Origin of the sequence: Streptomyces sp. NPDC045431 (assembly GCF_040646655.1) — a bacterium.
GTDB lineage: Bacteria > Actinomycetota > Actinomycetes > Streptomycetales > Streptomycetaceae > Streptomyces.
The window spans coordinates 1-14845 of sequence record NZ_JBEZAQ010000030.1; the positions used below are offsets into that span (position 1 = coordinate 1).

Consider the following 14845-nt stretch of genomic DNA (forward strand, 5'->3'; position numbering starts at 1 on the left):
GGCATCGCCCGCCTGCACAACCTCGTTCTCGCCGGATGACGGGCAAACGAGCAGGCCATGCAGACGTCAAAGATCATTTACGGGACAGCCCTTAGTTTCGGCTGTGGCTGTGGCTGTGGCCAGGTGGCGGCGTAGCTGAGCCCGGTAGCCGTGGTGAGCGTGGACGCTGTCCCGCGCTGGGGCTTGTCTGCAGGCGCCGCGGGCCTCGCCCATGGGGGGTTCGGCGCCCGGGGGCAGGCAGGGTGTGCGGGCCCGTGTGACGTCGGTATGTCAGCTTGATCGGGGGGATTCGTGGACGGGGGAGGGATGGATAGGTATGCGAAGGACGGGGGCGTGACCCAGCCGTCGTCCACCCGCACCTACGTAGTCGCCCGATGCCGGCCCCCGACCAAACAGTGTCCTGTCCCTTTGACTTCAGCCAGGCGCTGCACTTCGATCCTGTGCTGGCTGCGTTGATGGTGCGTGGACCGGTCAACCGGATCCGGCTGCCGTACGGCGATGCCGGGGCCTGGCTGGTGACCAGCTTTGCCGGAGTGCGCCAGGTGACCTGCGATCCGCGGTTCAGTCGGGCCGCCATCGTCGGCCGCGACTATCCGAGGATGACGCCGGAGCCCATTGTGTCGCCAGAGTCGGTCAATGTGACGGACCCGCCGCGCAGCATCCGGCTGCGGCGCGCGGTTGGTCAGGCGTTCACCCGGGAGCGGGTGGAGGACATGCGGCTGGTGGCAGGCCGGGTCGTGGCCGGGCTGCTGGGCGCGATGGCCCAAGCGGGGCCGTCGGCGGATCTGGTGACCCATCTGTCGGTCCCGCTGCCCCATCTGACGATCTGCGAGCTGCTCGCCGTCCCCGAGGCCGACCGGGAAGAGCTGCGCGCGTGCACGATGCGGCTGCTGGACACCGCACCCGGCGCCCGGCAGGACGCCGCCGGTGCCAAGGCCCGCCTCCGCGCCTACTTTGCTGACCTGGTCCCGCCCCGGCGTCGCTCGCCGGGCGAGGACCTGCTCAGCGCGATGGCCGCCGCCCCGGTGCCGCAGGGCGAGCAGCCGCTGAGCGACGACGACTTGGCGGTGCTGGCCGTCACCCTCATCCTCAGCGGCAACGACACCACCACCTGCCAGATCAGCAATCTCGCCTACCTGCTGCTGACCCGGCCCGAATTGCGGGTCGCTCTGGTCCGCGACCCTTCCCGGCTCCCCGGCGCCCTGGAGGAGCTGCTGCGGTTCATCCCCTTCCGCAAGGGCGTGGGCATCCCGCGCATCGCGATGGAGGACGTGGAGGTCGAAGGGACCGTCATCCGCGCGGGCGACTACGTGCACGTCTCCTACCTGGCCGCCAACCGTGACCCGGCTGTCTTCCCCACCCCGCACGACCTCGACATCGACCGGCCGGCCCGCCCGCACATGACGTTCGCCTGGGGCGGCCACTACTGCTCGGCCGCACCTATGGCCCGGGCCCAGATGGAGAGCGCGGTCACAGGACTGCTCAGCCGGTTTCCGGCCCTGCGCCTGGTTATCGACGCCGAGAAGGTGGGGTGGGATACAGACACCATCCGCCGCTTTCCTCTCCGCCTACCGGTGGCATGGTGATGACACCCCGCGAGCCGGCCGGTGTGCGTGCGGCCTTATCGTTCCCGGCAGCCAGCGGCCGGCCAGCGGCCCGCGTCTGGCCCGCCGTGTGCTGGAGCAGCAGGTCTCGTGTGAGTGCGGGCGCCGTCCTGCCGAACTGCCGCCATCGTGCGCTCGTCCGGACGTCGTTCGACCGCCGTGCCCTGCTTGGGGCCTGGACTCCTTCCCGCCCCTGGTATGCCCGCCGCGCGCCACTCCGCTCCGTCGCCCGCTCTGCTGCCTGAGAACGCTCCAAACCCTCGACGTGCGTGGGTTTGCGGGTCACCGGGGAAGGCAGCCTCCCGCCCGGCAACCGATGCCGGCACTTACGCGTCGGACACCATATGGAACGCGAACGGCTCTTCTTGCTCATACCCCTGGCGACTGGTGTGGCCTTCCTCTGTTTCGGCGTGTACGGCCTCCGTCTGGCCAGTGCGCTTCGTCGCACCGGTGTCACCGCAGAAGCGCGAGTCGTCCGTTACGACACCCGGCGAGACGACGACGGAGCCACTTACCACCATCCGGTCGTCGCCTGGACGACCCGCGACGGCCGCGAGTGCGAGCACTCCTCCAGGCTCGGCCGCGGCACCGCCCCCCGTGGCCTGGGCGTAGGCAGCGCTGTAACGGTCCGATACGACGAGGAAGACCCCCGCCGCTTCGCGATCCAGGGCTGGGACTCAACGACGGTCGACACGGTATTCACCGTGGCAGGGGCGGTGCTCACAGCAGGCACGCTGGCGGGATTCCTCCTGCTGATCACCCTGTGACCGCCCTTGGCCGGAGCACGCCCCGGAGGCGGGGCCCGCTTTCCGATCCGGATTGTCAGCACCCGGCCGGCGGGAACGGTCGTCGGTCATGCCCTTTCACCGGGCGCCGCGCGAGGTTCGAGGTGGCCGATGCCCTGCTGCCCGACGGTACGTACGCGGCCAAGCCCCTCAGCCGCTACCGCTGATGAAGAGGAGACCCGGCCCGGCGGAGGGATGAGGATGGTCCGGGTTCGCCGTCCGGCGCCGCGCTGCTGCCCCGCCGACGCCGGGCCGTTGCGCTTCATCGCTGCCGCCCACCAGCCGCCCACCGGCCGTCCGTCATCGCTGTGCGTCCCGTCGTGCTGTCCGCGTTGTGTACGCCCCGGGCCTCGCGTGCCGCCCGGTGCCCCTCCAACCCGCGAGCCGTCCGTCCGTGGCCTTCGCTGTTCCGGCGCTGGGGTGGGGTTGTTGCGCTCGCTGCCGTCCGCCGCCGTGCCTGGTTGCCGGGACTTCGGGGGTGCTCCGTCCGCGCGTTGCCGAACAATGGGGGGCCTGGACTCGTGTCACGTCCGCGGCCCCCGCCGCCCTCCGACCCGAGGCGCGCTCCGGCCGGCTGCGGCTGGTCGAGCAGCGCCGCTTCGCCCTACGGCCACTTCGCGCGCCTGGACCCGTTGGCCGCCTCGCCGTCGTCTCCCACCCTGCGTACGGTTGCCGCTCCGTACCGAGGTCTCCACCTCCTACCTCCTGGGAAGTGCCGTGCCGCGTCCCGGGGCCGCGCCGCCGCAAGCGGCAGCACGTTCGGGCCGTCCGTCGCCCCGCTGCGCGCCGTGCGGCCGCGGGCCGAGGTCCCTTCCGGCCCGCGGCATGATCCGCCACGGCGGCGAGCAGCTCGACGGGGCGCGGGTGCCGCTGATCGGTTCGGTGGGAATGCCCACCGTGGTCCGGATCACGGCCTGATGTCCAGCTGTGCCTCACCGTTGCTGCCCCGAAGCCCGGACAACAGGCATGAGGTGGGCAGTTGGGCAGGGAGCGCCGCAACGGTCCGATGCGCTGCCAGCCCTTCGCCGCGGCCCTCGACTACGCGGCCCGAGAGCCTGACCACGAGGACACCGGCGACACGAAGAGTGGTGCTGCTGTCGTACGCGATCGACGACCGCTTCCCGTCACCGTAGTGGACGACTTCCTCAAGGCGCGGGCTGCCCACCGTGATGCAGGACGCCGCCGGCGACTCGCCTTCCAGGTCGCCGGTGGCCGGCACCGTCCGGCCGGGAGCAACCGCGCACGTGTACCTGGCGTGTGTCTGGACGCGTGTCGGGCGCGGCAACAAGGTCAAGGGCGGGTCGTATGTGCTGCTACTGGAGCCTGTGCACACAACGTTCTCATGCTGTACCGGCTCATGAGCCTGACCAGCTGGAGCCCAGACCACCGACGAGGCCACCAGGGCCAGGGAACTCATGACGACTGCTGCGCTGTGGCTGCCGAACATCCACCCTCCAAAGAATGCGTTCTTCCACAAGGCTTGTCACCAGGGGTTGTGACTACCCCCAAGCCGCTTCGGCCGCCCCCGGCTCATGAGTCACACCACCGGCGCACTACGCGCGGTACGTGCGGGGAAAGACCCCGCGCCCCCCCGAACGGGCGCCTTGATCAACACAGCCGAGGGGTAGGACAGCCCACTCGGATTGAAGCGCTCACACTCGCGCACCGTGAGGAAGGCACCTTCGATGGACCAGACAGCCGCGCACAAGCTCGTCTTCGCCATGCTGGACGCGGACGGAGACGGAGTCGTCTCCAGGGAGGAGTACATGGCGCGCACCAGGAACGTGGCGCTGGCCATGGGGCTCAAGGACGACGACCGACTCGTCGTCACCGCCCGCACCCTCGGCGAGCGCGCGTGGGCGTCGATGGACGCCGACCGCGACGGAAGGATGACCTTCGACGAGTACGCTGCATGGGCCGGCGCCGAGGCGTTCGACACCGTGTGCGCTCCCGTCCTCGGTGCCCTGTTCGACCTCGCCGACGCCGACCATGACGGCGCCCTCGACCTTCGTGAGTTCACAGCCCTGCGCACAGCACTGAACAACCCGGCCATCAACGCCGAAGCAGCGTTCACCGCCCTGGACACCGACGGCGACGGACGCATCCGCCGCGACGACTACATCGCGTCCATCCGCGCTCACGTCACAGGTGAAGGCTCTCCCATGGGCACGGCGCTGTACAGCGGGCCGCTTTCCGACATCCCGGCGTGTGTCAACGGACAGCGGGCCGTCCGGGTGAGCGGACATCTCAGGTCCTTGTGCGCGGACAGTTGATCTCCCTGTCCGGTACGACTATTCGTCCCTCGGATGGGGGCGTGTGAGCGTTGGGGGCCGGGCTCGTTTGACGCAGGTTCGGCGGTGTTCACGTGCGATGGGTGATGTAGCGTCGCGATCATGAGACCGCTGACTGACACCACCACCGACCAGGCGCCGGCTGATCCGGCCGCCACCGACGACATGCTGGCTACCCAGCCCGTCGGCTACTGGAGTGGCCTCGCCCACGCGGCCGTCACCCGGCATCTGCGTGACGCTATGGCCAGGATCGACGTCACACAGCCGCAGTACTGGGTGCTCAACCGGGTGAACGGCGGGTCCGAGGCGCCGAGCCGCGAGGAGGTTGTCAGCCAGCTGACGCCCCTCGCGGACGGGCCGCACGAGATTGCTCGTGTCATCGACCAGCTGTTCCACCGCGGCTGGCTCCGGATCGACGCCGGTCAGCGCCTGGAGCTCACCGACGCCGGGGAGGCTGCCAGGGTGCGGTTGCGCGAGCTGGCGACCGAGGTGCGCGCCGTGGTCCACGAGGGCATCAGCGACGAAGAGTACGTGGCCGCGCTCAAGGTGCTGCGAAGGATGGTCGCCAACGTCGAGGACACCGGGGACTCCTAGGTTCTGCCTCTTTGGTCAGCCGACGAACCCATCAAGGAGACACGCTCTGGCCCGGCTGGTTCAGCGGGACGACGCCCTGGCCGGTCGTGGCCTGGGTCAGCCGCAGGCTGGAGCCTTCGGTGAGGACGATGTGGGCGTGGTGCAGGAGCCGGTCGACGGCGGCGGTGGCCAGCGTCTTGGGCATGATCGAGTCGAAGCCCGAGGGGTGCAGGTTCGAGGTGACCATCACGGACCGGCGTTCGTAGGCGGCGTCGATGACGCGGTAGAACGCTTCGGCGGCGGCCTGGCCGGAGGGCAGCATGCCGATGTCGTCGACGACGATGAGGTCACATCGGGTGATCTTCGCGACGGCCTTGGAGACGGTGTTGTCGACGGTCGCCCGCCCCAGGTGGGCGGTTAGTGATTCGAGGGTGAACCAGGCGACCTTCATCCCCTCGTCGATCGCCTTGTTCGCCAGGGCCTCGGCGAGGTGGCTTTTCCCCGTGCCGGAGGGCCCGGCGACAGCCAGATTCTCCGCGCGGGCGACCCATTCCAGCGTCATCAGGGCCTGCTGGGTCGGGGCCGGGATGGAGGAGTCGGCCTCGCGCCAGGAGTCGAAGGTCTTCCCGGACGGGAGCTGGGCCTGCTGGCGGTGGTTGCGGCGGGTCGCCTCGTCCCGGCCCTTGATTTTTTCCAGCAGGATCCGTACCACTTCGGCCGGGTCCCAGCGTTGCGAGCGGGCCGTGGCGAGGACTTCGGGGGCCGCCCGGCGCAAGTACGGAAACCGCATCCGCTTCAGGACGGCTTCCAGCTCGGCCGGGATAGGCGACGGCGGAACCGGGGACGGAGCTGGAACCACTTCGGGCGGATCAGCAACAGCGGTGGTGGTCATCAGCAACTGCCTCTCTGCGTCCAACTGTTCGGGCTTGCCGGTCCCGGGCCGCGAAGCGGCCCGGGACCGGTGGATCAGGTGGCCTTGCGGCCGAAGTCGGCCCAGGCGGATGTGCCGGGCTGGACGGAATGCGTCTCGTCGGCGACGACGAGGTCGGCGGGGCGGGTGCCGTGCCGGCGGTGCTGGACGATGGACACCAAGTCGTCCTCGGCGAACCGGCCCGCGGTCGCCGCGAGACCAAGACCGAGGTCGACTTCGACGGACCGCGATCCCGGCGACCCGGTCGATGGTCATCGTCTTCTCGTTGTCGGTGAGCACATAGGTCGGTGCCCCGCCGATCGCCCGCAAGGTGGAGTCGAGGCACGAGATCACGGTGGGCAGGGTCCGCTCCCAGACCGGGATCACCACCCGGAAGCGAGACCAGGCCAGCCACGCGCAGAACAACAGCGTCTCGCGTTCGCTTCCGCCGCCCGGACCAGGGACCTTCGGGCCGCATCCCCAGTCGAACTGCAACCAGAGACCCGGCTCGGTGATCCATGGCCGGTAAGTACGGCGGTGGCCGGCCCGCCAGCGTTCCTTGGCTTTCGCCACCGCTCGCCGGGTCGTCCGCTCGTCCCCGGCGAACCCCAGCAGCTGAAGGCGCTCGTGGAGCTTGTCGGCCCGCACCGTGCCCTGCGAGCGTTCGACCCACTCCTCGATCTTCGGCATGAACGGGTCGATCACCTTCGGCCAGCTCACCGGCCCGCCAGTGGGACGACCCGCGTCCCTCATTCGTGCGTACCGGCGCACGGTCTTCGGATCGACCCCCGCCAGCGCAGCCGCCGAATGCGCGCACTCGGTGGCGTCGAGAGCCTCGAAGATTTCCATGATCTCCCTGTCAGACTTCTTCACGATCCCTCCGGAGATGAGTTGGTTCGCTGCCAGGCAGCACCGAGCCAACCCCCGGAGGGATCACCTGTTCGGAATCGACACGAATGGGTCCGCGGAAAGGGAGATCAGCTGTCCGCAGATCAGGATTTGACTTGTCCGCCTACAAGGATCTTGAACTGTCCGCTCTCAGCGTGATGATCGGCGCGCGCGGGCGCCGGTGTGCGGGTCGGCGTAAGCGGTGCCGACAGCAGCCAGGACACCGCGCCCGGCTGGAACAGCGTCTTCGCTGACATCCGCGGTGGACCAACTGGGCGGCATCTTCTCTAACGGCGCACTGGTTGACCGCCAGGCCGCCCACTTCAGTACGAGGTCTGCCAGTACCTGTTGCTTGTCCGCGGTGAGCCTGGCGCCCCCGCTCTTGCTGTTCGATTCGATGGCCGCTGTTGTCCGCCCGGCTTGGCCGGCGGCCCGGGTCCGTACCCCGCCCGTCGTACGGCTATCTCGCGCGCCGGGCCCGCTGCGCTCCGCCGCTCGCCGTACGGTTGCCGCTCTGCCCCGTGCAGGGTTGCGGCCGACCGCTTCGGTGCCCGTCGTACGCCCGCTGGCCGAGGTCGCCGTACCGCGCGCGCCTGGCCGCTCAACGAGGCCGCGTGTTCAGGCCAGCCCGCGCTGCCGCACAGCCGGGCCGCTCCGTACAGGGCTGCGCCGCCGCACAGCCGGGTCGCCGCCGTCCGAGCGGGCCGCCGCGCGCTCTATGTCGTTGCTCCGCCGTGCGTTCGGGCTGGCCGACGTCCGGCTTCGGCAAGCCCCTCGCCGTCAGCACCTGCCTGCGGCGCACTCGAATCTGGCGAGGACGTCCGCAAGATCACCTTCCGGCCCGGCCCACCGCCCGAGCCGTGCGCTACGAACTGTTCACCGCGCTCGACCTGGCCGGGGAACCACCGCGCCATCCCAGCGAGTTCGACCGTCTGCTGAAGATGGCTCTGGCCGAACGCCCCCCTACCTTCCTCGTCGACGAGGCCCAGTGGCTCAACGGGGAGGCGTTCGAATACTTCCGCGACCTGTGGGGCGAACCTCAACCCAGCTCGCGGTCATCTTCATCGGCGGCGAGGGCTGCCACACCGTGCTGCGCCGACATCACCTTCGCCGACAGCCACGCCGCACCGGCCGCTCCCACGTCGAACAGGAACAGCTGCGCTGGGCCTTCACCCGCCTCGCCTGACCACCACGCCACCATGCCCCTTGCCGCGCCTTCGCCCATCGCTGTGGTCATCGACCCGGTCTACGACGTGATCCACACCCACACTGCCCTGGCCGCCCACCATCCGCCGTCCGGCCGGATCACCCTGCGCCCGGCCCGGCCACCACCAACGAAACCGGCCTCGCCCACGACCTTCTCGCCGCCCTAGGCAAGCCGCCCGTGCTCCCGGGCGGCTTCCCTGCCAGCCGTCAACCCGCCTGGGAAGCCGCCGCATGGATGACCGCCCTGCCCGTCACCCGGCTGACCGTCCTGCGCGTCCACCGACCTACTCCGTCACCGCCGACTTCGTGGCTGCCTGCCTGCACTGGGCCGTCTCGTCTCCTACGACAGCCCCACCCCCTGTACCGCCCCGCCGTGCCGGCGCAGCGCTCGCCTGTCGGCCGGGCCGAAGGTTCACCGGCTTGCGATACGCGGCAGGATTCCGGTCACAGGACTAGGACCTGCGGTCCAGGGCGATCGGCCGATGGGCGCGCGAGAGCCTGATACCTAGGCTGCTGAGCAGGAATCGACAGCTCAGGAAGAGGTCACGTTGCCCGTCAACGGTCATAGTCACATCCGCATTGCCCGGCCTTCCCGGGACCTGGCGGTAGCCGAGCGGTTCTGGGTGCAGGGGCTGGGACTCGGTGTGGTGTGGCGGGCCGAGGGCGGACCCGAACCCGGTGGGCACGACCTGCTGATGGTGGGCTGGCCGGACGCCGACTGGCATGTGGAGCTGGTCCACGAGCCCGCCCGGCCCGTCGAGCCCCGGCCCACCGAGGAGGACCTGCTAGTGATCTACGTCGACGGCCCGGTGCCCGATGACCTGGTCACCCGTCTGGAGGAGCACGGCGGCAAGCGGGTGCCGTCGCCGAACCCGTACTGGAACCGGTGGGGCGTCACGATCGAGGACCCGGACGGCTACCGGCTCGTGCTCTGCGAGCGGGGCTGGTCGAACGCATAGCGGCGGATGCCTGCAAGGCGCGCTGTCCCTCGCTCGGGCGGCGACCGCATAGGTTCGCCTGGTCGTTTAGGCCGCGGTGGCAAGGGAGCGACCGCTTGCCACGGACGGGTCTTGCCCGTCCCACCGCAGCCGTGCGTCAGCCGTACTGCGTCACCGCCTGTCGTACGGGCGCTGGTCGAGGTCGCCGTACCGCGCGCCGGGCCGCTGCGCGCGGCCGTGCGTTCAGGCCGGTCGGCGCTCCCCCGAAGCGCCGCGCCCGCCGCGCGCCTGGACCCGTTTGTCGGGGTCGCCGTCCGGACCGGGACGCTGCACGCCGGCGTCCGCCGGGCCCGTCGTTCCGCCACGCGTGCCGGGAGGGCAGGCGTCTTCGTACGGCTGCCGTTCGGCGCTCCGTACGGGGCCGCGTCGGAGGGAGACTGCTTGGTTTCCGCCATGGCCGCCGACGCCGCTCTGCGGCCGGGCCGAGGCGAGGATGCGCGGGGTCGTGGTCAGGTAGAGCCGGAAGTCGTCGTGGATGGCTGCCCCCGGCCGCCCGAGGTCGCCGGCGGTGCCGTGGGCCTCATTCACGGTCGCGAGGTCGCTCCCGTCCATCTGCTGCCCTGTAAAGGCGCTCCCCGCCCGTCACGGCCTCCAGGAGCCCCCGAATCTGCACCGCTGGCCCCGCGGATGCGGTCGAGGTTCTCGCGGCCCACGAGGGAGGTGTACGTGGCCAACGTGACGATCGGGCCGGAGCCGGCCTGGCCGCCGTTATCGAAGCGATGTCGTTGCCGATGTCGATGTCGATGTCAAAAAGGTGGGGGATCCCGCCGTCACTTGAGAGGCCGTGTCGAGAGCGACGACGTAGCTGTCAGCGTATGCGTCGTCCTCGTCGTTCGGTATGAGCAGAAGGGACAACGCCGAGGCTTCTCCGGTGAAGTGGATGTCGACGGTGGCGTCCTTCTCTCCGACGCTGAAGTCCGCCGTGGCAGGGCGCTGGGCGGCGTCACCCCAACGGGCCACCCAGCGTTCCGCATCGTCCTGCGCATCACCGTCTTCGAGGGCGAGCCCGGCCAGACCGTCGGCGTCGCGTGCCATGAGGCGGGCGAGGACGTGTTCCGTGAGGGCGAGGCTGCCGGGCGTGGGCCGTCCGGTGACGGTCAGGTCCAGCTCGGAGATACCGTTCCTGACGCGCTCGGGTGTCTTGTCGGTGGAGACGGCGTCGCACCCTCCGAGGACCAGCACCAGTGCTCCGGCGCCGCACAAGGATCTGGCCGCTCGCCTCAAGTTCTTCTCCTCGTGCATGCCGCTGACCGCGCTGGGCGCGGGCTTCCGGTGATGAAAGGTGTGTGCCGGTGAGTGATGAAGTCCTGTCTGCCGAAGTCGCACCGATCACCGCCACGATGCGGCGGCCCGCACGCGTTGTACGACAGGTCCCACGCCAGCTCGTCAATATATGCGGCCACGAAAGGCTGGGCCAGTTCGCGAGTGGCTACGGGGCTGTAGATCGTCGCACTGATCTCGATCCCGCTGGGCCGTATGACGAGCACCCCTACCCCTCAAGGGGCAGGGTCTTCTCCGGTGCTGTCCATCGCCGTACGGCACCGCTGCACTCCGGTGCCGTCAAGGACCAGGAGGTGACTGCCCGGGACAGCCGCGGTCTTGGCCATGGGGGACGGCAACCCGTCGGCCAGCGCGGTGTCGTCCTTATCGGTGAGCGGCTCGGCGCCTGATCCGTAGGGGCGGACCTGGTGGTGGACCTCGTCGGCGCCCTTGACGATGAGCGTGAGGTACTGGGACGACTGGCGCTCCCATTTGACCTGCACGATCGGGTCCCAGCCAGGAAGGTGCGGGCCGATGCGCTGCGGATGCTGGGGTGCGTGCGTAGAGCCACGGTCCGGCAGATGGCCCAGGCGATCACGGCTGAGGATGCCGACGGCCGGTTGTACGTGCGCAGGGCGATGAACAAGCTGGCGGAGCTTGCCCCACCTGTCACCGTGGCCTACCAGAACCCCAAGATCTTCATGAGCCTTCTAGAATCCTTGCCCAGCGGTCGAGTGGGATCGTGGACTGGAACCGACAGTGCCCGGGCCGCCCGCCCGGTGTTGCGTGTCCGATCCTTCCGCGCGGCAAGGGGAGTTACGTGATCCGTTTGGCGACTGCCCCAGACTTACCGGTACTTCAGGACCTCGAGCGCGCTGCCGGCCGGCCCTTCCGGGAAATCGGCATGGTGCGGGTCGCCGAGGACGAGCCGCCGTCCCTGGACACCCTGCAGACCTACGTACAGGACGGCCGCGCCTGGGTGTGGGTACGCGAGGACGGCCATCCCGTCGCCTATGTGATCGCAGATGTGATCGACGGCAACGGTCACATTGAACAGGTGTCGGTGAACCCGTCCCACGCGCGAAGGGGTATCGGAAAGGCGCTGATCGAAGAGGTGGCGCGCTGGGCCCGGGACAAGGGCTGTCCCGCGCTGACCCTCACGACGTTCACCGCAGTGGCATGGAACGGTCCCTACTACGAGCGGTTGGGATTCAGGTACCTGCCTGAAGCGGAATGGACGGACGGGCTGCGAAGCGTGCGGGCGGCCGAAGCCGCGCACGGGCTGGACGAGTGGCCGAGGGGCTGCATGCGCCGCGACCTGTGACGGTGCAAGTGCCGCCCCGTCCACCGGGCGGCACGCACCGCAGGCTCAGGAATCGACGGACTTCCCGTCCACTAGCTCCGGCGTGTCCGCGGGGGAGTGCTAGAGGAGGTGTCGGGGAAGGGCCGCCACGGCAGCACTGCCCCGAGGGCGGCTACCGCCGCCAGCACCAGGGCACCGCCCAGGAAAGATGCGCGCATGCCGTCGGTGCAGGCCTCGATCGCCTGCTCGCGCAGGCGGCGCCCGTGGCGCCGGGCAGCCCGGCAGTGACGTTCAGTGCCTCCATCAGCGTGTCCCGGACACCCTTGACGACACCCGCACTACCTCCCGCGGCCACGCCGTCATCCATGTGACGGGTGTATACGGCCGCCGTGACGGATCCCAGCGCGGCGATGCCGAGCGCTCTTCCCAGCCCCGGACACGGCCCGGCCATGCCAGCGGCGACAAGGCATACAGCTCCCGCCGAAACCGCACCCACCTGCGCAGTCGCCACATCCGGCACCATCCCGGAACCGAAGCACCAGCGAGCCAACCGGCGACGCAGAGGCAGAGAAGGCGGCAGACCCACCGGCTTCGACCGTGACCGCTACCGGCGCCGCAACGAGGTCGAGCGGACGCTCAACCGACTCAAGAACTCCCGCGCTGTCGCAACCCGGTACGACAAGAGGGCCTACGTCTTCCACGGCACCGCCACCGCAGCAGCAATCCGCTTATGGCTCCGCCCATGATCCGCCGAACAGTCCCTCATCCACTCGCACCGAGTCAGTTGCCAGTCGCCTTACGAGCATCGTGAGCCCGCCCCGCGATGACCGCGCCGATCACGACGGCCAGTACGTACACGGTGATGCTCGCGGCGAAGCCTCCTGGTAACCAGCCCAGTAGGCCGGCGTTGTCGTGGTCGACGAGCTGGCGAATTGCGCCCTGGGCTCCGATGACGAGCAGCAGCATGCCGAGCGCCTGGTAGAGGCCGTATTTCATGGGATCCTCTCAGTCTGATTGCGTTTTACCATGCGATTGCACTGTAACGGACAGTGCTCGGTTTTACCATGCGATCGCATGGTGAAGGTGCGAGAAAGGCGGCGGTACCGTGCCGAAGATCGTGGATCACGAAGCGCGCAGGACGCGCCTCGTCGAGGCCGTCTGGTCACTGGCCGAGCGCGGCGGCATCGAGCAGGTGTCGCTGCGCAAGGTCGCCGAGGAGGCGGGCGTCTCGATGGGCCAGATCCAGCACTACTACTCCTCGATGCAGGCCCTGATCCGCGACGCCCTCGACCGAGCCGTACGGGCCGTCAACGCCACCATCGAGAACGCGGTCACCGCCGCCGACACGACCAGTCCGGAGGCCGTTCTCCGCGCCTGCCTCTCCGCCCTGATCAGCCCGGCCCAGGAGAGTACCCGGCTGATGCGCTTTGCGCTGGCGGCCGCGGGCCGGGCGGTCTCCGATCCGACGATGGCCAAGGTCCTGGCGCCGGGCGACGACAAGCTGCTCACCTTCACCGCCGGCCTCATCACGGCAGCCCGGGAGGAGCGGGGCAGCAAGCCGCGCTGCGAGGAACGTACCGACGCCGATATCTGCTGGTCCCTCGCCACCAGCCTCGGCGTGGACATCGCCCTCGGCTACCGCACCCCAGAAGCCGCGGAACGTCTCCTCGACCACCACATCGAGCAGGTCCTTCGCTAGACCTTGATGTAGGCGGCGACCACGACGGTGCGCAGCGCGGTGACGAAGTACAGGACGCGGACCTGTTCGACGTCGTCGGTGTCCTGGCGCAGCTGGTGGCCGGAGGAGTCGCCGGGGATCGGCTCGCTGACGTTGGGGTCGACGGAGACGACGACCAGGGCGCGGTCCAGGGCGTGGATCTCCGCCTCGCTGGTGATGTTCGCCGGCTGCTTGGCGACGGAGTCGGACAAGGCGATCCGGGCACGGCGCGGGCCGTGCTGTGGCCATCAGGCGACGGCCGGGGCGCTGGCGGACGAGGCGGGCCAGGTGTTGCTCGCGCAGCTCCTCCCACGGGGTGCAATCCTCGACCGACGACAGGCCGTTGGCGGCAATCCCCTCCAGGACGCAGGCGAACTGGTCGGCGGTGGCCCCGCTGCGGGCGGCGTACGCGCGTACGGCGACCCCGGAACGGAGTGGCGACTACACGGCGGGCACGGTAGCACGGCTCCGGCACCGCGTCGGCGTGCAGCGACGGCCCCAGCGGGCGCGGCGCCGAGCCGGCACTCAGGGGCCCAGCCGGAGGGGCCACCGGCCAGCAGCCGTACGACAGAGGCGGCGAAGCGACCCCGCCACTCGCGGCGGGGCGCGGGCGACCGCGGCGCGGCAGTAGGACGACGACCCGACGGCGGCGGCGCGGGCGAAGTACCTGCCCGTTGACGGGCCCGGGCCGGCCTCCACGTCGCAGGCATCTTCCTCCGGGCAGCCCGCTGATCCGAGAGGAGTCGTCCGGCGAGCGTCAGTTCCAAGGTTCCCGGTTAGGGTTTTCGCCCAGCAGCTTCGCTGCGGCCACACAGAGATCTTCGCCGAAGAGCTGGTTGCTGCCCCGTTCGGAGCCCCACAGATCGGACGCGGCCTGGGCCACGGCGCGCCAGGAGTAGTCCTCGTCGCATCGCCACCTGCGGATCTGAGCAGCCATCTCCGGTGTGATCGTCGCCGGATCAACAGTGTTGGGTGTCATCTCAGCAACCCTAGGGACGTTGCGGTTAGTTGGCCACCGGATCGTGCCCTCGCCGGCCCGGCTTCCAGGCCGCCCGCCGCTTCGCCGCCTGCCGTTGTGCTGGCGCCGGGCTGCCGTGCCCGTCGTACGGGTCGCCGCCCGGCCCCGCTGCCTGCCGGTCGTACGGCCGCGCCGCTGCACGCCGCTGTCCGCCGGGTCCGTCGCTCCGCTGCGCGTGCCGGGGCCGCCTGTGTCGCCGAGTCCGGCAGCATCACGCACCTGCCGCAGAGCGTCCGCCCAGTGGGATGGGGCGGCGGCGATCGGCTGGCAGACCGCCCGTGCTCTTCACGGC

The 14845-nt window shown here is 69.9% G+C and carries 14 protein-coding genes and 2 pseudogenes; 9 read left to right on the forward strand and 7 right to left on the reverse strand.

The genetic code is table 11. The features are described from left to right. Positions 1-374: 374 nt before the first annotated feature. The 4 genes from AB0A69_RS32430 to AB0A69_RS32445 all read left to right on the forward strand — a co-directional run bounded on the left by AB0A69_RS32430 (position 375) and on the right by AB0A69_RS32445 (position 5274). Positions 375-1586 (forward strand): cytochrome P450, encoded by a 1212-nt coding sequence (locus AB0A69_RS32430; protein WP_361429466.1) that lies wholly within the window; start codon positions 375-377, stop codon positions 1584-1586. 362 nt (positions 1587-1948) lie between these two features. Further along, positions 1949-2371 carry a DUF3592 domain-containing protein gene (locus AB0A69_RS32435; RefSeq protein WP_361429468.1) on the forward strand — a complete coding sequence of 141 codons (423 nt, stop codon included), beginning with the start codon at positions 1949-1951 and terminating at the stop codon, positions 2369-2371. A 1703-nt stretch (positions 2372-4074) separates the two neighbouring features. Beyond that, positions 4075-4662 carry an EF-hand domain-containing protein gene (locus AB0A69_RS32440; protein ID WP_361429470.1) on the forward strand — a complete coding sequence of 196 codons (588 nt, stop codon included), beginning with the start codon at positions 4075-4077 and terminating at the stop codon, positions 4660-4662. 120 nt (positions 4663-4782) lie between these two features. Then, entirely contained in the window at positions 4783-5274 is a 492-nt protein-coding gene (locus AB0A69_RS32445; RefSeq protein ID WP_361429472.1) for a MarR family winged helix-turn-helix transcriptional regulator, read from the forward strand. A gap of 31 nt (positions 5275-5305) precedes the next feature. On the opposite strand, the gene istB is transcribed toward AB0A69_RS32445, so the two are convergent. Then, the gene (gene istB, locus AB0A69_RS32450; protein WP_361429563.1) at positions 5306-7012 is read right to left on the reverse strand and encodes an IS21-like element helper ATPase IstB; all 1707 of its coding nucleotides are present in this window, start codon (positions 7010-7012) and stop codon (positions 5306-5308) included. Positions 7013-7911: 899 nt separating this feature from the next. Between istB and AB0A69_RS32455 the strand changes: the two genes are divergently transcribed. Both AB0A69_RS32455 and AB0A69_RS32460 read left to right on the forward strand, forming a co-directional pair. Next, positions 7912-8424, forward strand: a complete 513-nt coding sequence (locus tag AB0A69_RS32455; protein ID WP_361429474.1) for an ATP-binding protein — start codon at positions 7912-7914, stop codon at positions 8422-8424. Between the two features lie 381 nt (positions 8425-8805). After that, entirely contained in the window at positions 8806-9216 is a 411-nt protein-coding gene (locus AB0A69_RS32460; protein WP_361429476.1) for a VOC family protein, read from the forward strand. Between the two features lie 444 nt (positions 9217-9660). Here the strand turns inward: AB0A69_RS32460 and AB0A69_RS32465 are convergent. From AB0A69_RS32465 to AB0A69_RS32475, 3 genes and pseudogenes are all read right to left on the reverse strand, one after another. Then, positions 9661-9953 (reverse strand): annotated as a pseudogene (locus AB0A69_RS32465) (helicase); the annotation flags it as partial. A 10-nt stretch (positions 9954-9963) separates the two neighbouring features. Further along, positions 9964-10497: a hypothetical protein gene (locus AB0A69_RS32470; protein ID WP_361429478.1), complete on the reverse strand. Its 534-nt coding sequence runs from the start codon at positions 10495-10497 to the stop codon at positions 9964-9966. 254 nt (positions 10498-10751) lie between these two features. Beyond that, positions 10752-11018, reverse strand: coding sequence for a hypothetical protein (locus AB0A69_RS32475; protein ID WP_361429480.1), 267 nt, complete (start codon positions 11016-11018; stop codon positions 10752-10754). A 317-nt stretch (positions 11019-11335) separates the two neighbouring features. On the opposite strand from AB0A69_RS32475, the gene AB0A69_RS32480 reads away from it, so the two are divergent. Continuing rightward, positions 11336-11839: a GNAT family N-acetyltransferase gene (locus AB0A69_RS32480; RefSeq protein WP_361429482.1), complete on the forward strand. Its 504-nt coding sequence runs from the start codon at positions 11336-11338 to the stop codon at positions 11837-11839. Positions 11840-12432: 593 nt separating this feature from the next. Then, positions 12433-12564 (forward strand): annotated as a pseudogene (locus tag AB0A69_RS32485) (IS5/IS1182 family transposase); the annotation flags it as partial. 34 nt (positions 12565-12598) lie between these two features. Here the strand turns inward: AB0A69_RS32485 and AB0A69_RS32490 are convergent. Next, positions 12599-12814, reverse strand: a complete 216-nt coding sequence (locus tag AB0A69_RS32490; RefSeq protein WP_361429484.1) for a hypothetical protein — start codon at positions 12812-12814, stop codon at positions 12599-12601. A gap of 121 nt (positions 12815-12935) precedes the next feature. On the opposite strand from AB0A69_RS32490, the gene AB0A69_RS32495 reads away from it, so the two are divergent. Further along, entirely contained in the window at positions 12936-13517 is a 582-nt protein-coding gene (locus tag AB0A69_RS32495; RefSeq protein WP_361429486.1) for a TetR/AcrR family transcriptional regulator, read from the forward strand. Here AB0A69_RS32495 and AB0A69_RS32500 read toward each other — a convergent pair. Continuing rightward, a complete protein-coding gene (locus tag AB0A69_RS32500) occupies positions 13514-13747 on the reverse strand; it encodes a hypothetical protein (RefSeq protein WP_361429489.1) in 234 nt (77 codons plus the stop codon). The genes AB0A69_RS32495 and AB0A69_RS32500 overlap by 4 nt on opposite strands. A 545-nt stretch (positions 13748-14292) precedes the next feature. After that, positions 14293-14514 carry a hypothetical protein gene (locus tag AB0A69_RS32505; RefSeq protein WP_361429491.1) on the reverse strand — a complete coding sequence of 74 codons (222 nt, stop codon included), beginning with the start codon at positions 14512-14514 and terminating at the stop codon, positions 14293-14295. Positions 14515-14845: the final 331 nt, after the last annotated feature.